The organism is Qiania dongpingensis (assembly GCF_014337195.1).
GTDB classification, from domain to species: Bacteria; Bacillota; Clostridia; order Lachnospirales; family Lachnospiraceae; genus Lientehia; species Lientehia dongpingensis.
In genome coordinates this window covers 1,821,285-1,838,334 of sequence record NZ_CP060634.1, presented here as the reverse complement: position 1 = coordinate 1,838,334, position 17,050 = coordinate 1,821,285, and the positions used below count along the sequence as shown (strand labels likewise).

18 protein-coding genes are annotated in these 17,050 nt (G+C 50.8%); 2 read left to right on the top strand and 16 right to left on the bottom strand.

Annotated elements, in window-relative coordinates; translation table 11 throughout:
* Nucleotides 1-33: 33 nt before the first annotated feature.
* From H9Q78_RS08565 to aroE, 11 genes are all read right to left on the bottom strand, one after another.
* Complete coding sequence (locus H9Q78_RS08565; RefSeq protein WP_249300986.1) at nucleotides 34-1,767, bottom strand: acetyl-CoA carboxylase carboxyltransferase subunit alpha; 1,734 nt, start codon at nucleotides 1,765-1,767, stop codon at nucleotides 34-36.
* A 12-nt stretch (nucleotides 1,768-1,779) separates the two neighbouring features.
* A complete protein-coding gene (gene accC / locus H9Q78_RS08560; protein ID WP_249300983.1) occupies nucleotides 1,780-3,096 on the bottom strand; it encodes an acetyl-CoA carboxylase biotin carboxylase subunit in 1,317 nt (438 codons plus the stop codon).
* A 29-nt stretch (nucleotides 3,097-3,125) separates the two neighbouring features.
* Nucleotides 3,126-3,548: a 3-hydroxyacyl-ACP dehydratase FabZ gene (gene fabZ / locus H9Q78_RS08555; protein WP_147597114.1), complete on the bottom strand. Its 423-nt coding sequence runs from the start codon at nucleotides 3,546-3,548 to the stop codon at nucleotides 3,126-3,128.
* A gap of 70 nt (nucleotides 3,549-3,618) precedes the next feature.
* The gene (accB, locus tag H9Q78_RS08550) at nucleotides 3,619-4,107 is read right to left on the bottom strand and encodes an acetyl-CoA carboxylase biotin carboxyl carrier protein (protein WP_249300981.1); all 489 of its coding nucleotides are present in this window, start codon (nucleotides 4,105-4,107) and stop codon (nucleotides 3,619-3,621) included.
* Nucleotides 4,108-4,136: 29 nt separating this feature from the next.
* Nucleotides 4,137-5,375: a beta-ketoacyl-ACP synthase II gene (gene fabF / locus H9Q78_RS08545; RefSeq protein WP_249300979.1), complete on the bottom strand. Its 1,239-nt coding sequence runs from the start codon at nucleotides 5,373-5,375 to the stop codon at nucleotides 4,137-4,139.
* A gap of 32 nt (nucleotides 5,376-5,407) precedes the next feature.
* Entirely contained in the window at nucleotides 5,408-6,148 is a 741-nt protein-coding gene (gene fabG, locus H9Q78_RS08540; RefSeq protein WP_249300977.1) for a 3-oxoacyl-[acyl-carrier-protein] reductase, read from the bottom strand.
* Nucleotide 6,149: 1 nt separating this feature from the next.
* Nucleotides 6,150-7,079 carry an ACP S-malonyltransferase gene (gene fabD / locus H9Q78_RS08535; RefSeq protein ID WP_249300975.1) on the bottom strand — a complete coding sequence of 310 codons (930 nt, stop codon included), beginning with the start codon at nucleotides 7,077-7,079 and terminating at the stop codon, nucleotides 6,150-6,152.
* Nucleotides 7,067-8,008: an enoyl-[acyl-carrier-protein] reductase FabK gene (gene fabK, locus H9Q78_RS08530; RefSeq protein WP_249300973.1), complete on the bottom strand. Its 942-nt coding sequence runs from the start codon at nucleotides 8,006-8,008 to the stop codon at nucleotides 7,067-7,069. Before fabK ends, fabD begins: the two co-directional genes overlap by 13 nt.
* Before the next feature lie 40 nt (nucleotides 8,009-8,048).
* Entirely contained in the window at nucleotides 8,049-8,282 is a 234-nt protein-coding gene (acpP, locus tag H9Q78_RS08525; protein WP_249300971.1) for an acyl carrier protein, read from the bottom strand.
* A gap of 83 nt (nucleotides 8,283-8,365) precedes the next feature.
* Nucleotides 8,366-9,346, bottom strand: coding sequence for a beta-ketoacyl-ACP synthase III (locus H9Q78_RS08520; RefSeq protein WP_249300968.1), 981 nt, complete (start codon nucleotides 9,344-9,346; stop codon nucleotides 8,366-8,368).
* 112 nt (nucleotides 9,347-9,458) lie between these two features.
* The gene (aroE, locus tag H9Q78_RS08515; RefSeq protein ID WP_249300966.1) at nucleotides 9,459-10,313 is read right to left on the bottom strand and encodes a shikimate dehydrogenase; all 855 of its coding nucleotides are present in this window, start codon (nucleotides 10,311-10,313) and stop codon (nucleotides 9,459-9,461) included.
* A 140-nt stretch (nucleotides 10,314-10,453) separates the two neighbouring features.
* Between aroE and H9Q78_RS08510 the strand changes: the two genes are divergently transcribed.
* Together H9Q78_RS08510 and H9Q78_RS08505 are read left to right on the top strand one after the other, a co-directional pair.
* Entirely contained in the window at nucleotides 10,454-11,257 is an 804-nt protein-coding gene (locus H9Q78_RS08510; RefSeq protein ID WP_249300964.1) for a Cof-type HAD-IIB family hydrolase, read from the top strand.
* Between the two features lie 107 nt (nucleotides 11,258-11,364).
* Nucleotides 11,365-12,135: an IclR family transcriptional regulator gene (locus H9Q78_RS08505; protein WP_249300962.1), complete on the top strand. Its 771-nt coding sequence runs from the start codon at nucleotides 11,365-11,367 to the stop codon at nucleotides 12,133-12,135.
* Between the two features lie 805 nt (nucleotides 12,136-12,940).
* Here the strand turns inward: H9Q78_RS08505 and H9Q78_RS08500 are convergent.
* From H9Q78_RS08500 to holB, 5 genes are all read right to left on the bottom strand, one after another.
* On the bottom strand, nucleotides 12,941-13,327 hold the full coding sequence (locus H9Q78_RS08500; protein ID WP_249300960.1) for a 4Fe-4S binding protein: 387 nt from the start codon (nucleotides 13,325-13,327) through the stop codon (nucleotides 12,941-12,943).
* Nucleotides 13,328-13,482: 155 nt separating this feature from the next.
* Nucleotides 13,483-14,325 carry a 16S rRNA (cytidine(1402)-2'-O)-methyltransferase gene (gene rsmI / locus H9Q78_RS08495; protein WP_249300958.1) on the bottom strand — a complete coding sequence of 281 codons (843 nt, stop codon included), beginning with the start codon at nucleotides 14,323-14,325 and terminating at the stop codon, nucleotides 13,483-13,485.
* 14 nt (nucleotides 14,326-14,339) lie between these two features.
* The gene (locus H9Q78_RS08490) at nucleotides 14,340-15,077 is read right to left on the bottom strand and encodes a tRNA1(Val) (adenine(37)-N6)-methyltransferase (protein ID WP_249300956.1); all 738 of its coding nucleotides are present in this window, start codon (nucleotides 15,075-15,077) and stop codon (nucleotides 14,340-14,342) included.
* On the bottom strand, nucleotides 15,067-15,987 hold the full coding sequence (locus H9Q78_RS08485; RefSeq protein WP_249300954.1) for a PSP1 domain-containing protein: 921 nt from the start codon (nucleotides 15,985-15,987) through the stop codon (nucleotides 15,067-15,069). The genes H9Q78_RS08490 and H9Q78_RS08485 overlap by 11 nt, the downstream gene beginning before the upstream one ends.
* Nucleotides 15,984-16,979, bottom strand: coding sequence for a DNA polymerase III subunit delta' (gene holB / locus H9Q78_RS08480; RefSeq protein ID WP_249304793.1), 996 nt, complete (start codon nucleotides 16,977-16,979; stop codon nucleotides 15,984-15,986). Before holB ends, H9Q78_RS08485 begins: the two co-directional genes overlap by 4 nt.
* Nucleotides 16,980-17,050: the final 71 nt, after the last annotated feature.

The window sequence follows — 17,050 nt, the reverse complement described above, 5'->3', positions numbered from 1 at the left end:
CCATTGTCCGGACCCCCGGCAGTATTCCCAGGTTCACATGGCCCGGAAACGTCCATATCGGCGTGCCATGAGTTCTTGCCCGCTCATGGAACCGTACCGATCCAGGAACTCTTCAAATCCGTTTTCCAGTATTCCGCAGATAGTTCCACAGTTTGCCCGGCCGGCCGGCTCCTCCTCCGGAATTACACGCTCAATGATTCCAAGCTCCATAAGATCGGCCGCTGTGATCTTCATAATGGCGGCCGCCTCATCCGCCCTTTTGCTGTCTTTCCACAATATAGAAGCGAATCCTTCCGGGGAGAGGATCGAATAAATGGCATTTTCCATCATCCATACCTCGTCGGCTACCGCGAGGCCCAATGCGCCGCCGCTTCCTCCTTCTCCAATCACTACCGAAAGAACCGGCACCTTCAGTCCGGACATTTCAAATAAATTCCGGGCTATGGCCTCGCCCTGTCCCCGTTCCTCTGCTTCCAATCCGCAGAATGCTCCCGGCGTGTCCACAAAGCAGAAAACAGGACGGCCGAATTTTTCCGCCTGTTTCATCAGCCGGAGGGCTTTCCGGTAGCCGTCCGGCGAAGGCATGGAAAAGTTCCGCTCAATATTCTCCTTGGTATTTCTGCCCTTTTGCTGTGCGATCACTGTCACCGGACGTCCATGGAATTTCGCGATCCCTCCCACGACAGCCTTATCGTCACGGCAGTACCGGTCTCCATGAAATTCAATGAAATCGTCAAATATACCTTCAATATAATCAATCCCGGTGAGACGCCCAGGTTTTCTGGAAAGCTTTACTTTTTCCCAGGCAGGCAGATTCTGCTGTCTGCCGGAGCTCCGGTCAGCCATTATCCCGCCGGCCCGAGGCAGATCTTCTTTTTTATTCTGGGCTTCCGCATTGTATTTATTATTATCATGAAGCATAAGAATCCGAATGAGCATTTCCCTGGATTCTTCTCTTTTCATGATAGCATCCACAAAGCCATGGTCTTTCAGAAACTCGGAACGCTGAAATCCTTCCGGAAGCTTCTGCCCTATGGTCTGCTCGATCACTCGGGGGCCGGCAAAACCCACCAGCGCTCCTGGCTCGGCCAGAATGATATCTCCCAGCATGGCAAAGCTGGCGGTCACGCCCCCCATGGTGGGCTCTGTCAGTACCGAGACGTAGAGAAGTCCTGCGTCGCTGTGCCTTTTCAGCGCGGCGGAGGTCTTGGCCATCTGCATCAGCGACACGATTCCTTCCTGCATCCTCGCTCCGCCGGAACAGCAAAACAGGATCACCGGAAGCCGTTCCTCTGTGGCTCGCTCCACCAGCCTGGTGATTTTTTCGCCCACATTATGGCCCATGCTCCCCATAATAAACCGGCCGTCCATGACGCCAACAGCCGTTCCATGTCCTCCCATGGTCATTTTTCCCGTGATGACCGCCTCATCAAGTCCAGTCCTTTCCTGAAGCTCCGCTATCTTTTTTGGATAGCCGGACAGCTGCAGAGGATTCTGTACAGGAAGCCCTTTATCCCATTCTTCAAAGCTTCCTTCATCCGCCAGCATATGAATCCTACGGTAAGCATGTACGCGGAAATATCCTTTACATTTGGGACATATATAATTGCCTTCGATAACGTCTTCCGTATAAATGGGAGCGCCGCATTTATTGCATTTGCGCCACATTCCCTTGGGCACTTCCGGCTGCGCCGTTCCTTTTTTCTCTGGCATTTCAATTTTAATATAAGTATTGGACGGTGTCCTCTTAAATAAATGTTTCCGCATATTCTCTGCCTCTTATTTAAAATAAGTCTCCATAAAACCGGTATCTACAGGACCGGCTTCATAAACCGGATGGGTGAATATCTCGTACTGATCCTCCAGGTTTGTATCCACTCCTTCTATGACCAGCTCTCCCAGCGCGCACTGCATTTTTTTGACCGTATCTTTTCGGTTTCGGTCATGGACAATGAGCTTTAACAGCATGGCGTCATAGTTGGGCGGAACCAAATATCCGTTGTATACCGCAGTATCCACCCGGATGCCGTTTCCTCCCGGCACCAGGATATTCTTGATCTTTCCTGCCATCCGGGCGTTGATTCTGCACTCAATGGAGCAGCCGGTCAGGCGAACATCTTCCTGGCGGATGCTCAATGGCTCTCCCGCGGCAATCCGGATCTGTTCTTTGACAAGATCCAGACCCGTGACTGCCTCTGTCACCGGGTGCTCCACCTGTATCCGGGTATTCATTTCTATGAAATAGTAATGGCCGTCACGGTCCAGTAGAAATTCGATGGTGCCGGCGTTTATATATCCGGCGGCTTTTGCCGCTTTTACCGCCGTTTCTCCCATCTCTTTCCTGAGTTCTTCCGATATGGCGGCCGATGGTGATTCCTCGACCAGCTTCTGGTGGTTCCTCTGCACGGAGCAGTCGCGCTCGCCCAAGTGGATCACATGACCGTGTTCATCAGCCAATATCTGAAATTCGATATGCCTTGGATTCTTTACATACCTCTCCAAATACATCGTATCATCTGAGAACCCTTTTACCGATTCTCTTTGAGCGTTCAGAAAATTTGTCTCAAATTCCTCCTCCCGCTCTACGACTCTCATCCCTTTTCCGCCGCCGCCGGACGCTGCCTTTATCATAATTGGATAACCGATCTCCGCCGCCATCCGAATTCCCGTTTCCGCGTCCCATACCGGTTCTCTGCCTCCCGGCACCACCGGAACTCCCGCGGCGATCATGGTATTCCTCGCCTCCGACTTATTACCCATCCTGGCTATAACCTGGCTGTCCGGGCCGATAAACTTAATACCGCAAAGCGCGCACAGCTCCGCAAACCGGGCGTTCTCGGACAAAAAGCCGAAGCCGGGGTGGATGGCGTCGGCTCCCAGAGACACAGCCGCAGACAGGATTCTCTCCATATTCAGATAGCTTTCCGAAGATTTGGCCGGACCGATACAGATGGCCTCATCCGCCAGCAAAGTATGGAGCGCCTCGCTGTCGGCCTCTGAATATACGGCTGCCGTGTGGATTCCCATCTCCCGGCAGGCCCGGATGATCCGCACCGCGATTTCTCCTCTGTTGGCAATCAAAACCTTGTTAAACATGCTGCTCCTCCATTTCAGGCTCATCTGTGTCAGCCCACCATAAAGGTCAGCTCCGCCGTCACCGCTGTCTGTCCGTCCACCGTTGCCGTCGCTTTTCCGACGCCCAGGGGACCTTTTCTCTTAATCAGCTCACATTCCAGCTTCAGCTTATCTCCAGGCTGCACCTTTTTTTTAAATCTGGCGTTATTAATGGCGCCGAAATACGCCACTTTCCCTTTATTTTCTTCCAGGCTCAATATCGCCACAGCCCCTACCTGGGCAAGAGCCTCGACAATCAGGACTCCCGGCATCACCGGTTCCTGCGGAAAATGGCCTTTGAAAAAATCCTCGTGATAAGTCACACATTTATAACCTGAGGCCCTGACGCCCGGCTCCAGCTCCTCGATACAGTCCACCAGCAAAAAAGGATGCCTGTGAGGGATGATCGCCTCAATTTCTTTTATACCTAACATTTCCTGTGCTCCTTTCCCCTGTCCACCGGCGTTCTTTCTCTGGAAAATTCAAAACACCGTGCTGTCCATATCAGCGGATGCGGAACAACGGCTGGCCGTATTCTACCACCTGCTCATTTTCAATCAGCACCGCCTCCACGACTCCGTCATAATCGCATTCAATCTCATTCATGAGCTTCATAGCCTCGATGATACCCAAAACCTGGCCTTTTTTCACCGTATCCCCTGCCTTTACAAAAGGCTCCGCCTCCTCAGACGGCGCGGCATAAAAAATACCGACCAGCGGGGATTTCACAATCTGATCGGACTGAAACCCTACATCCTTCCGCACTTCCTCCTGGGTTAGGACTCCAGAAGCCTGGACGGCCGAAAAACCGGCCGTCTCAGAAACCGCACCGGAGGCTGCCGGTATGGATACCGGACCGGCCGCCTTCCTGTCCTCTGTGCAGCTCCTCCCCGCAGTAAGCGAAATCTTAGTTCCGCCATCCTCCAGCTCAAAGCTGGTCAGACCAGACGCCGACACCGTCTCTATTAATTTTATTATCTGTCCGAATTCCATAAAATTCCCTCCTGTCCCGGCACTTATATTTAATCCTTGTATTTTTTCACCAGGATGGTGGCGTTGTGACCGCCAAAGCCCAGAGAATTACTCATGGCATATTCCACGTCCATATGAACCCCGTTTCCGAGGGTATAGTCCAGATCGCATTCCTCATCCGGCACCTTGAACCCCACCGTGGGATGAATATATCCTTCTTCAATGGACTTCACACATGTGATAAATTCCACGCCTCCGGCCGCTCCCAGAAGATGGCCCGTCATGGATTTGGTGGAGCTTATCTTCACCGACGACGACGCTTTTCCCATGGCCAGCTTTATGGCCCTTGTCTCAAACAGATCATTATGGTGGGTTCCGGTGCCGTGGGCGTTAATATAGCTTATCTGGTCCGGCGAAACGCCTCCGTCCTTCATCGCTTCCTCCATGGCCCTGGCCGCGCCGGCTCCGTCCTCCGCCGGAGAGGTGATATGATACGCGTCACAAGTGGATCCATATCCTGCCACTTCGGCATAGATATGGGCGTTCCTGGAAAGGGCGTGGCCAAGCTCTTCCAGGATCACTACGCCGGCCCCTTCTCCCATGACAAAGCCTCCCCGCTCCTTATCAAAGGGAATAGAGGCTCTATAAGGATCCTCCGCGGTGCTGAGGGCCGTGAGAGCCGCAAAGCCGGCAATCCCCAAAGGCGTGATGGAGCTCTCGCTTCCTCCGGCGGCCATGATGTCCGCTTCCCCATACTGAATGGAACGATAGGCTTCCCCGATGGAATGAGTGCCGGTGGCGCAGGCCGTCACCACATTGATGTTCTTTCCCTTAAGACCGAACTGAATCCCCACATTTCCAGCCGCCATATTGCATATCATGAGCGGCACCATCAGCGGGCTGATTCTCCCAGGTCCTTTTTCAAGTAGTCTTGTATGTTCCCGCTCCATGGCCTGAAGGCTTCCAATCCCTGAGCCGATGCTGACTCCCAGACGATACGGATCTTCCTTATCCATTTGGATCCCCGCATCCTTGAGCGCCTCTCCTGTGGCCGCCACCGCGTACTGGCTGAAAAGCTCCATACGCTTCGCCGCCTTGAAATCCATGTGCTCTTTTCCCACAAAGCCTTTGACCTCCGCCGCCAGCTTCACTTTATAATCTGTGGTATCGAATCTGGTGATCTCACCGATTCCCACCTTATTTTCTTTGATGTTCTTCCAGAATTCCTCTGCGGTATTCCCGATGGGAGTGACGGCGCCCAGTCCAGTCACTACTACTCTCCTGCTCATGGGTTCTCCTTTCCTGCCTGTGTTCTTCTGATCTACATGGCCATGCCGCCGTCTACCCGGAGCACCTGGCCCGTGATATATCCCGCCCGGTCGGACGCCAAAAATACCACAGCGTCTGCTATATCCGCGGGGGTTCCAAAATGGCCCAGCGGTATCTGAGCCTCTGCCTTTCTTCTGACTTCTTCCGATAAGACTCTGGTCATCTCCGTGTCGATAAACCCGGGGGCCACCGCATTCACCGTGATCCCCCTGGACGCCAGCTCCCTGGCCGCAGATTTCGTCAAGCCGATGACTCCCGCCTTGGAAGCGCAGTAATTGGCCTGGCCCGGATTTCCCAAGACGCCGGAAACAGAAGAGATATTGATGATCCGTCCGCTTTTTTGTTTCAGCATCTGCCGGGATGCGTGGCGAATACAGTTGAAGGTGCCTTTGAGATTTATATCCAGCACCGCGTCAAAATCCTCCTCACTCATCTTCATGAGCAGTCCGTCTCTGGTGATGCCGGCATTGTTCACAAGAATATCGATTCTGCCGTACTTTTTTATCACCTCGCAGAGGAATACACCCGCGGCTTCAAAGTCGGCTACGTTACAGCGCACCGCCTCCGCGCAGCCTCCATTCTTCCGAATCTCCTCTGCCGTTTCTTCCGCTTTTCCTGCGGAACCATTATAATTTATGATGACAGCCGCGCCGGCTCCTGCGAGGGCCAGGGCGATCTCTCTCCCAATTCCTCTGGATGCCCCGGTCACAACCGCGATTTTCCTTTCTGGCATTTTAATTCCTCCCAAGCACTGTTTCCAGCTTATGGAGATCCTCCCAGACCTCCACATTATAGACCGACACGTCCCGGCGTATCTTTTTAATGAAAGAGCTGAGTGTCTTTCCCGGTCCGATCTCCACAAAGGTATCCACTCCGGACGAGAGCATGGTTTCTACGCTCTGCTGCCATTTCACCGATGAGAATACCTGTCTCTTCAGATAATCCTTTACGTTCTCTGTTCCCGTCACATATTCCGCCGTCACATTGGATACGTAAGGGATTTCATGTTCCATAAGCTTTACCGGCGCCAGCGCCTCATAAAGCTTTTCACCGGCCTCCTTCAGAAGTGACGAATGAAAAGGCCCGCTGACGTTCAGCTTCACCGTCCGTCTCGCTCCGGCCTCCTGTAAAGCGGCACACGCCTTTTCCACCGCTTCTGTCTCCCCGGAGATCACGGTCTGTCCGGGGCAGTTATAATTGGCGATCTGCACCTCTTCCATATTCTCCAGGATATGCTCGATATCTTCCGCTTTCATGGCCAGAACCGCCGCCATAGCCCCCTGCCCAGCAGGCACTGCCTCCTGCATGAGGATTCCCCTCCGGCGCACAATTCTGACGGCATCCTCGCCGCTCATGACTCCCGCCGCCGCCATGGCACAATACTCTCCGAGGCTTAAACCCGCCGTCACATCCGGCTCCCGCAGACCGCGTTCCCTCATCGCCGCCAGCATAGACAAGCTCGTCGTCACCATGGCCGCTTGTGTATACTCCGTGATATCCAATTTTTCATTCTGTTCAAAGCAGAGCGCCTTCATATCCAGAGAGAGAATTTCCCCCGCCCGTTCAAACACCTTCGCCGCTGCCGGGCTGTTCTCATAAAAATCCTTGCCCATCCCGGCTTTCTGAGCGCCCTGTCCGGGGAACACGTATGCTATCCTACCCATGTATTACATCTCCTGAACAGAGCCTCCGTCTGCGCCGTCAGCTCCTCTATGATTTCCCGGCATGACTGTTCTTTGTGGATCAGCCCGGCAATCTGGCCAGCCATTACGCTTCCTTCCGACACATCCCCATCCATGACGGCTTTTCTCAGCCCTCCCAGGGTCAAATATTCCAGCTCTTCAAAGGTCGCGCCGCTGTCCTCCAGCTTTATGTACTCTCTGGTCATTTTATTGCGGATCGCACGGACCGGATGCCCTGTGCTTCTTCCTGTCACCACACTATCGATATCTTTAGAAGACAGAATCTTCTTTTTGTAATTGTCATGAACAATGGATTCGTGAGACACTACGAAACGTGTTCCGATCTGTACCGCCTCGGCGCCCAGCATAAACATGGCCGCCATCCCTCTGCCGTCGCCTACGCCGCCGGCGCCGATGACAGGGACCGAAACCGCGTCCGCAATCTGAGGAACCAGAGCCATAGTCGTCAGCTCGCCGATATGGCCCCCGGATTCACATCCCTCTGCTACCACGGCATCGACGCCGCAGCGCTCCATCCTCTTTGCCAACGCTACAGATGCCACTACGGGTATTACCTTCACTCCGGCTTCCTTCCACATCTCCAGGTATTTCTCTGGATTTCCGGCTCCGGTGGTGACCACCTTGACTCCCTCTTCCACGATTATCCGCGCCACAGCATCCGCGTGGGGACTGAGCAGCATGATATTCACACCGAACGGCTTTTTTGTCAGTTCCTTAGCTTTGCGGATTTCTCCCTGTACCCATTCCGCGGGGGCGCTGGCCGCACCGATCAGTCCCAAACCGCCGGCCTCCGATACCCCGGCCGCCAGATTATGTTCTGCCACCCAGGCCATACCGCCCTGAATGATGGGATGTTCAATCCCTAAAAGCTCTGTAATTCTCGTCTTCATGACCATCTGTCCCTTTCCTGTTTTCCTTCCCGTTCAAAGCTTATGCATCCACACCTTTCGCTTTTAAATATTCCATTACTGCGCCCACAGTAGTCAGGCTTTCCAGGTCCTCTGAGGGAATCTCCACACCGTATTCCTCTTCCAGGGACATGACCAACTCAAACAGATCCAGGGAATCTGCGCCCAGGTCATCCTTAAAGGACGTAGCTTCTGTGATTATTTCTGCTTCTGCGTTCAGCTGCTGTGCGATAATTTCTTTCATTTTTTCCAACATGATTATGTTCTCCTTCATATCTGACATTTTTATTTTATCTATATACAAGCCGGAAGCGGTTCTGCCGCCTGCGCTTATACTCTTTACCAGACGACCAGCGTCGCTCCCCAAGTGAGTCCTGCCCCGAATCCTGATATTATCAGCTTATCACCCTGCTTCAGGAGCCCTTTTCTGTTTATCTCATCCAGCAGTACCGGGATGCTGGCTCCTGATGTATTCCCATACTGAGCCAGGTTCATGGGAAATTTAGCGCTATCCTGCTTCATTCTCTTTGCCACAGATGCAATAATCCTTTCGTTTGCCTGATGGAGAATAAAATATTTTATCTCATCCGGGGTTACTCCCGCTTTTTTCAGCACCTCTTCTATGGATCTCGGCACCGTCTTTACCGCGAAGCGAAAGACCTCCTGCCCGTTCATAGTCATAAATCCGGAAGTCTTTTTTTCTCCCAGAAAGGGACTGCAAAGCTCTGTGGAGCGGCAGGCAAGGCATTCTCCCCGGCTTCCGTCGGATCCCATGATAAAATCCCCAACTCCCCGGTTCCATAGAGACTGCTCAGCTGCGCTGCTTTCCAGTACCGCAGCCCCAGCCCCGTCACCGAACAGAATACACGTGCTTCTGTCGCTCCAATCCACTGTTTTAGAAAGAGTATCCGCACCGACGACCAGAGCAGTCCTGTATGCACCAGACTCCAGGTAAACCTTAGCGGTATTCAGAGAAAACAAAAACCCGGAACAAGCGGCGCTCAGATCAAAGCAGACAGCTTTCTCCGCTCCCAGGGCAGCCTGCACCTCACAAGCTGTATTGGGAAACAGGCAGTCGCCGGTGGACGTCCCCACAATGATCAGTTCCAGTTCCTCCGGCGGCAGCCCTGCATTTTCCATGGCATTTCTCGCCGCACGGACCGCCATATCTGTCGTACCCGTCTCCGTTATCCTGCGCGAGTGAATTCCTGTTCGCTCTACGATCCAGGCGTCGCTGGTTTCCACCATCTCTGCCAAATCGTCATTTGTAATAATCCTGTCCGGAACGTAGCTTCCGGTTCCGATAATTCTAGCCGCCATAATATTTTTATGTCCTTATTATTTGAATATCAAACTATTTTACTACAAAAGTATATGGGATGGTTTGTGATTTGTCAAGCAGATTTTATTTTCTATGACCCTGTAATTGTTTCTATAACCCAAATTCCTTTTTTAGTGTGTCGGTCATGACATCCAACGGCGCCTCTGCCCCTGTCCAAAGTGTAAAATTGAGAGCTCCCTGATTCACCAACATCCCCAGTCCGTTGATCGTATGAGCCCCTCTTTTCGCCGCCTCCTGTAAAAACAGTGTATTCGGGTCATTAAATACCACGTCGCTGACCACCATGGACGGCATTACCGTATCATAATCCACATCCGGTTTTTTGTCCACGTCAGGATAAAGGCCGATGCTGGTGGCGTTGACCAGGATATCCGTATCCGGTTCTGCCTTATAGGAAGTGTCCCAAGGTACATATATGGAATCCGCGGAAGTTTTTTCCACGATCAGATCCGCCAGATCCTGTCCCCTTTCCCGGCTGCGGTTCACGACGGTGATCTTCTTTGCTCCTGCAAGCGCGCACTCCACACCGATCGCTTTCGCTGCGCCTCCCGCTCCCAAAATGACCACATTCTTTCCCTCAACCGATACGTCCTCATTTTTTAAAGAAATCAGAAAACCTTTCCCATCCGTATTCTCTCCCCACAGTATCCCATCCTTATTCACCACCATATTCACGGCTCCGATGATGTGGGCGGCTTCGGATAGCTCATCTAGGTATTCCAGCACCTTCACCTTGTGGGGAATCGTCAGATTTATCCCTTTCATCTGAAAAGCCTTTACCCCGTTCATCGCCGCTTCAAGATCCTCTTTTTCCACCTTCACCGTCAGATACCGGAAATTAAGGCCCTTCGCCGCAAAGGCTGCCTCCTCCATCACCCCCGTCGGATTCTCGTCAATGGGATTTCCAAATGCTCCTACCAATTCCGCACGATAATTTTTACTCATATTGATTACCTCCTGTCTTTCTTAATTATAGCACGGGGCTACGCTGCCTTCCAGCACAAAACGCCGACGCGCCTGAATCCCCTTGACTGACCATCGGCGGAAGCTTATAATTTCATATATACCTTTAGGAGGAATTATCTATGTGTGCATTTCAGGCTGTTTTCTGTGATATTGACGGCACTTTGCTCGACAGCAGCCATCAGATCACGCCTGATACGAAAGAAAAGATCCGGACACTTCACGGAAATGGAATTCCTTTTGTGCTGGTATCCGCCAGGATGCCTGCCGCCATTTATCCGATTCAGGAAGAACTGGGCATTCATGCCCCTATCATAAGCTACGGCGGTGCTTTGATCTTAGATAAAGATAAGAACACGCTCAGCAGCACCGGCCTTTCTTTGTCTCTGGCGGCAGAGATTGAAACGCATGTTCCTCTGGACACGGATACCTATTGCTTCTGCGTCTATTCCTACGACAAATGGATTACCAGAGACAGCCTTCATCCCATCATCCGCCGGGAAGAGGAGGTCACTCAGGTCATTTCCATGACCGGTTCTATGGAAACCCTTCTCGGTCCGGAGGATCCAGTCCATAAGCTCATGTGCTTTGGACCTTCCGGTCTTCTCGACCAGATTGCCGGGCAGCTGAAGTCAGAATTTCCCCAATGCACCATTTACAAATCTTTTCATACTCTTTTGGAGATCATGGACGGACGAGCTTCCAAATCGAAGGCAGTCCACACCCTTTGTAAAAAGCTGGGGATTTCTCCACAAAATGCCGCCGCATTTGGGGATAACTATAATGATGTCGATATGCTCCAGGCCGTGGGATGCGGAATCGCCATGGGCAATGCCCCAGAGGAAGTAAAACGGATGGCGTCCGGTGTGACCGGCGACCACGACCATGAAGGGCTGCTGCAGGCCCTTAATCATTTGTTTCCATAATTTAAAAACGAATTGTGTTCCTTTTTCTTTAGAAACGGTTACATGTTTAAAGGGAATATGATAGAATTGTATATATAATTGAAACGACTGACAGGAGGAAAAAGTAATTGTCCGATGAAATAGTGATTGTGCCGGCGGTAATGCGGGCTTTAAATGTAATAGAGGCATTATTTTCCGGTACGACGCCGAAGTCTCTCAGCGATCTTTCCAAGGAACTGGATATCCCTACGGCTTCCTTATTCCGCATTATGAAAAACCTGGCCAAGCGGGAATATGTGACGGTATTAGAAGGGAACCCGGTCCGTTACACCATTGGGCACAAGCCCTTCCAGCTGGTGACTGAATACCGGAGCCGTCTCGACCAGAAGGATGTCATCAAACCGGTGATGCAGGAGCTCACCGCCAAAACAAACCAAACTGCCCAATACGCCGTATTTCAAAACGGGCAGTTTATTTATATTGAACAGGTACTTTCTGCGGCAGAGCTGAATATCATCGCCCAGCTCTATATGCCCCTTGAGGTCAACGCCAGTGCCGGTGCAAAGGTCATTTTAGCCAACCAGCCGGAAGAGCTGATCGATCAATATCTGTCGGGAATCCTGCTGCACAAAAGAACCGTTCACACCATTGACGAAATAGAAGCCTTTAAAAGGGAACTGGAATTAACAAAGAAACGCGGTTTTGGAATGGACAATGAAGAGTTCACCATTGGGATCGGATGTATGGCAGTACCGGTTTTTGACGGTGACGGCCAGTGCACCGCGGCCATTGGCGTAACCGGATATATCGAAGAATATCGGAATAAAGAAAATTTCGAATACATAAAAAAATGCCTGCTGGAAGCCGCAGGCGAAATAAAAGGAAAACTGTCCATATAAATATGATACAAAACACTTTCTGGAATCATTTTTAATTACTTCCGATTAAGCTCCAGTTAAGTCACCGGCAGAAGTTTCGGACCGTCACGATTTCGGTTCGCTGGCGATGCAGAGGCCGCTTTATCCCCACTTCAGGAGTACCGCTCACATGTCGCCGGGAAATCCGGATGATTTTCCGTCTCCGGTTCGCTCAGAAACGGAATCGGTATTTTTCGTTTCTGCCTCCCTCCGTTTGGGAAACACCGGCCGCTGCCCTGCGGCGCTCACCTTTAGGCCGGTCCGGAATCATTCTGCCGGCGCCCTGCCTGCCGCACCGTTCTGGACGTTTTTCGTTCTATTGATTCCAGAAAAGAATCGGATATCCACACGGCCCGCGCGCCTTATGGCAGCGGGCTGCGATAGACCGCCCCAATAGCTTTCAAGTCAAACGGAAGATACTTCGGTGCGGGAGGAGGAGCAGGAGGAATGATCCGATTCCATCGTAAGGCGAGCGCCGCAAAGGCGTTAGCAGGATTTTCCCGGCCGCAGGGAGGTAAAAACCGAATTTCATGCAGGTTTTTATTGGAATCTGACATGGAAAAATATCGATTTATCCATGTCAGTTGGAAAGGACCGACTGGAGGCCGTAAAGATCCTGGTTACGGCTGCCAGCGAGCCGCCTGGATGGATTCGGATTTCCTCCTGTCCCATCTGGTTATAGAGATAAGTTTGTTTTAAAGATATTCAAAGGTATACCTAACAAAAACGGCCCGCATGCATAAAGCAGCGGGCCGTGCTCGTTTCAATGATGAGAATATGTATGGGATCAGCTTTCTACAACCTCTAAAATCTCCATGGGACATGCTTTGGCGCAGATGCCGCAGGCGATACATTTCGTAGGCGCGGAAGCCTCTGCAGGCATGACCATCACGCCGAAGGGACATGCCTCTACGCACTTTCCGCAGCCGACACAGAGCTTCTTGTCAATCATATAAACTCCTTTTGCATTCTGCTTGATAGCGCCCTGCTCACACGCTTTGGCACACTTCCCGCACTGGATACAGACCATGGGCTTAATGGCGCCTTTCTTTTCAGTGATCTGGATGCAGGACTTATCCGGATCAAACTCTTTATAAAATGCCTGGGAACACGCGATTACACATTCCAGACATGCGTGGCAGTCTCCGCCTTTTTTCATTGTCAGCTTCTTCATGATACTTCCTCCTATTGCATTTTCCGGCCGCCGGAAAACGCCCTTATTGATATTATTTTCTATTAAATACTTTACCATATCGGCTGTGCGATAACAAGATTATATTGTAATTTCCTGTCGAAAGGCATCATCTTCCAATTATATATTTCATTTTTTCAAACTTCTAAAAGTCCCTGATATACATCGCGCCTGGAGATCCCCCGATCCTTTGCCACCATACGCATGGCCTCCTTTTTTTCTATTCCCTGGCGCAGATAATAATTCATATGCTCCTCCAAAGACATACTCTCCCACGCCCTTTCTGCTTCCTCTTTAAGCTCTGTCCTGCTCTTTCCGGAAATGATCAGCACCTGCTCTCCTCTGGGGACCTCAGCTTCAAAGCGTTTTACCGCATTTCCCAGAGTCGTCTGAAAGACTTTCTCAAAAGTCTTGGTAAGTTCCTTGCAGATGGAAATCTTCCGGTCACCTAATACTTCCAAAAGCTCCTCCAGAGTCTTTAGAAGATGATGCGGCGCCTCATAAAGGATAATGGTCCTGGTTTCATTCTCCAATTCCTTCAGGATTTCTCTTCGTTCCTTTTTATCAGAAGGCAAAAAGGCTTCAAAACAAAACCGTCTGGTGGAGAGCCCCGATACGGTCAGCGCCGTTACGCACGCAGCCGGGCCCGGAAGTGACGTGAGGGGAATCCCCGCCTCATAGCACTGTCTCACCAGCTCCTCGCCGGGATCCGATATTCCCGGAGTTCCTGCGTCGGTCACAAGAGCGACGCTGACCCCCTCCCTCATCTGATCCACCAAATATCTGGCCTTGTCCACTTTATTATATTCATGGTAGCTGGTCATCGGCGTCTTAATCTCAAAATGATTCAGAAGCTTTATGGTATTTCTGGTATCCTCTGCCGCTATCAAGTCCACTTCTTTCAGTGTACGGAGTACCCGCAGAGTAATATCTTCCAGGTTTCCAATCGGCGTGGCACAAATGTATAACTGTCCTGTCATCTGCATCCCTCTTCCTAATATCCGTATATTTCATAGATTTCCGGGGTATATACGCCCGGCCGTTCGTACACAATGATGGGGGCTTCTACCCGCATTTGAGGCCGGCCGCCCCGAAATGCTTCAATCAAGACCATGTTAGCCTCTTCATCCTCGTAAGGATGGACATATTTCATCCGTTTCGGTTCCAGATGGTATTCCTTCAGTGTACAGATGATCTCTGCCAGACGATGGGGTCTGTGCACAAGATAAAACCGCCCTCCTGTACGCAGAAGAGCTGCCGCCTCCCTCGCCACGTCACGGAATGTACAAAGGATTTCATGGCGGGCTATTGCCTTCGGTTCATCGGGATTCTTTAAACCATGATTCTGATTCATATAAGGCGGATTGCATGTAACTACATCAAAAGAAGCCTTTCCGAATATCTTCGAGGCCTCTTTGATATCTCCTGCCACTATGGTTATTTTATCCTCCAGGTTATTTAGGGCCACACTCCGCCCAGCCATCTCGGCCATATCTTTCTGGATCTCCAGCGCAGAAAAATGCTTCCCGTCTGTCTTTGCCTCCATCAATATAGGAATGATTCCGGTTCCCGTTCCCAGGTCCAGAACTTCCTCTTGCCTTTCCGCCCTGGCAAAACCGGACAACAGCACGGCGTCCATGCCAAAACAAAATTTTTTTTCATTCTGTATGATGCGGTAGCCGTTTCGCTGAAGATCGTCTATGCGTTCATGCTCTAAAAGCTCAATTGTCATCTAGCTTTGACTTTCCTTCCTTTTTCTCCAAAGCCTCCAGTTTTTTTAGCTCCTGCTCTTCTCTGGTATTCAGCTTTTCTTTATCTCTCTTCTTTTTCGGCCGGAATTTAAGCTGATCTGACCGGTATTCCCGGATATCCTTTTCATCATTGTCCAGGTATACGATCACCTTTACCCTCTGACGGAGTACATTGACGCTGGACACCTCGCCCTTCAGTCCGTCATCTGTCGTCACATGATCTCCCACATTAGGCAGCTTGCTGTTCAGATACCGGTATGTTTCTTCTTCGTTCTTTAAACAGCACATCAGCCTTCCGCACGTCCCGGAAATCTTCGTAGGGTTCAGGGACAGATTCTGCTCCTTTGCCATCTTAATGGACACCGGAATAAATTCCGACAAATAGGAGTGGCAGCATAAGGCCCTGCCGCAGATACCCACGCCTCCCAGAATCTTTGTCTCATCCCGGACGCCGATCTGGCGCAGCTCAATCCTTGTTTTGAACACCGATGCCAGATCCTTAACCAGCTCACGGAAATCAATACGGCCATCCGCCGTAAAATAAAACAGCACCTTATTATTGTCAAAGGTGTATTCCGCATCTATAAGCTTCATCTCCAGATTATGCTTTTCAATTTTTTTCTGGCAGATTTTAAATGCTTCTTTTTCCTTCTTTTTGTTCTTTTCCTCGACCGCGTCATCTTCCTTCGTGGCGATCCGGATGACCGGTTTCAGAGGCTGTATTACCTTTTCATCCTCAACCTCCCGCTCTCCCATCATCACATAGCCATATTCCACTCCGCGGGCAGTCTCCACGATCACATTCTGCCCCTTCTTGATCTGAAACTTTCCGGGATCAAAAAAATATATTTTGCCTGCCGTACGAAACCGCACGCCTATCACTCTCGTCATACAATGTTCTCCTTCATCACAAGCAGCATGAGCTCCATGGCGAGCTCAAAATTCACATTGGCGTCCAAACGCACTTTCACCTTGTCGAGGGCCGCCAATATTTTTTCTATTCCGTCAAAGGAACTGTGGTCTGCAATTTCCTTTATATATTTGTACTCATCCTTGAAAATGAACAAGGAAGTATCCATCGTAGCCTTAAACATCAGAATATCCCGGAACCAAAGCTGCATGAAATCCAGGCAGTCCTTAATATTCAGGTTCGCTTCCTTCATCTCTTTCAGCGACGCCACCATCTCATATACCGGCATATCCGGTACATGCTTCAATAAATTCAGGACGATCTCCTGCATCTGGGCAAACTCCTCAGAGGATGACAAGGCAATCGCTTTTCCCAGATTCCCCCGTGCGAACGCCGTACAGATATCCGCCTGATGGGCCGGTACCTTCAGCTGCTTCTTCAGGTAATCTTTGATGACCTGGTCATACAGCGGTTTCAGCTTGAGTACCGTGCATCGGGACAAAATCGTTGGCAGAAAAGAATCTGAATTTGTGGTCAGGAAAAATATCACCGCGTATTCCGGCGGCTCCTCAATGGTTTTTAAAAGAGCATTCTGCGCCTGCACCGTCAAAAGCTCCGCCTGATCCACAATATATATTTTATACGGGCCGCTGTAGGGTTTGATGGTCACGTCATTGATGATCTGTTCCCTCACATCGTCCACGCCTATGCTTCCCGCCTTTTCATGGCGGATATAAATTACATCAGGATGATTTCCGCTTAAAAACTGGCGGCAGGAATGACACTCGCCGCAGGGATCTGCTTTACCGCTCTCGCACTGCAGCGCCATGGCAAATGCATTGGCCAAAGTTTTCCTGCCCATGCCAGCCTCTCCGGTCAGAATATATGCGTGGGACACCTGATGACGTTCCAAAGCATTCTTGAAATATTCTTTTATCTGTTCATGACCCAAAATATCCTCGAATCTCATCATCATGAAAGCCCCCTCGTTCCGTCTGATTCTGTCTGATTCACTCAGACCTGTCCTTTACGGACATTATATCA

What these genes read in the sequence shown, in the direction of transcription:
- fabZ (WP_147597114.1), bottom strand. Translation starts at nt 3,548, where the DNA reads ATGTTAGGTATAAAAGAAATTGAGGCGATCATCCCTCACAGGCATCCT.
- holB (WP_249304793.1), bottom strand. Translation starts at nt 16,979, where the DNA reads ATGATGAGATTCGAGGATATTTTGGGTCATGAACAGATAAAAGAATAT.
- accB (WP_249300981.1), bottom strand. Translation starts at nt 4,107, where the DNA reads ATGGAATTCGGACAGATAATAAAATTAATAGAGACGGTGTCGGCGTCT.
- H9Q78_RS08565 (WP_249300986.1), bottom strand. Translation starts at nt 1,767, where the DNA reads ATGCGGAAACATTTATTTAAGAGGACACCGTCCAATACTTATATTAAA.
- H9Q78_RS08485 (WP_249300954.1), bottom strand. Translation starts at nt 15,987, where the DNA reads ATGACGAGAGTGATAGGCGTGCGGTTTCGTACGGCAGGCAAAATATAT.
- rsmI (WP_249300958.1), bottom strand. Translation starts at nt 14,325, where the DNA reads ATGACAGGACAGTTATACATTTGTGCCACGCCGATTGGAAACCTGGAA.
- H9Q78_RS08490 (WP_249300956.1), bottom strand. Translation starts at nt 15,077, where the DNA reads ATGACAATTGAGCTTTTAGAGCATGAACGCATAGACGATCTTCAGCGA.
- acpP (WP_249300971.1), bottom strand. Translation starts at nt 8,282, where the DNA reads ATGTTGGAAAAAATGAAAGAAATTATCGCACAGCAGCTGAACGCAGAA.
- fabG (WP_249300977.1), bottom strand. Translation starts at nt 6,148, where the DNA reads ATGCCAGAAAGGAAAATCGCGGTTGTGACCGGGGCATCCAGAGGAATT.
- H9Q78_RS08510 (WP_249300964.1), top strand. Translation starts at nt 10,454, where the DNA reads ATGTGTGCATTTCAGGCTGTTTTCTGTGATATTGACGGCACTTTGCTC.
- fabK (WP_249300973.1), bottom strand. Translation starts at nt 8,008, where the DNA reads ATGAAGACGAGAATTACAGAGCTTTTAGGGATTGAACATCCCATCATT.
- aroE (WP_249300966.1), bottom strand. Translation starts at nt 10,313, where the DNA reads ATGAGTAAAAATTATCGTGCGGAATTGGTAGGAGCATTTGGAAATCCC.
- fabD (WP_249300975.1), bottom strand. Translation starts at nt 7,079, where the DNA reads ATGGGTAGGATAGCATACGTGTTCCCCGGACAGGGCGCTCAGAAAGCC.
- H9Q78_RS08520 (WP_249300968.1), bottom strand. Translation starts at nt 9,346, where the DNA reads ATGGCGGCTAGAATTATCGGAACCGGAAGCTACGTTCCGGACAGGATT.
- fabF (WP_249300979.1), bottom strand. Translation starts at nt 5,375, where the DNA reads ATGAGCAGGAGAGTAGTAGTGACTGGACTGGGCGCCGTCACTCCCATC.
- H9Q78_RS08500 (WP_249300960.1), bottom strand. Translation starts at nt 13,327, where the DNA reads ATGAAGAAGCTGACAATGAAAAAAGGCGGAGACTGCCACGCATGTCTG.
- accC (WP_249300983.1), bottom strand. Translation starts at nt 3,096, where the DNA reads ATGTTTAACAAGGTTTTGATTGCCAACAGAGGAGAAATCGCGGTGCGG.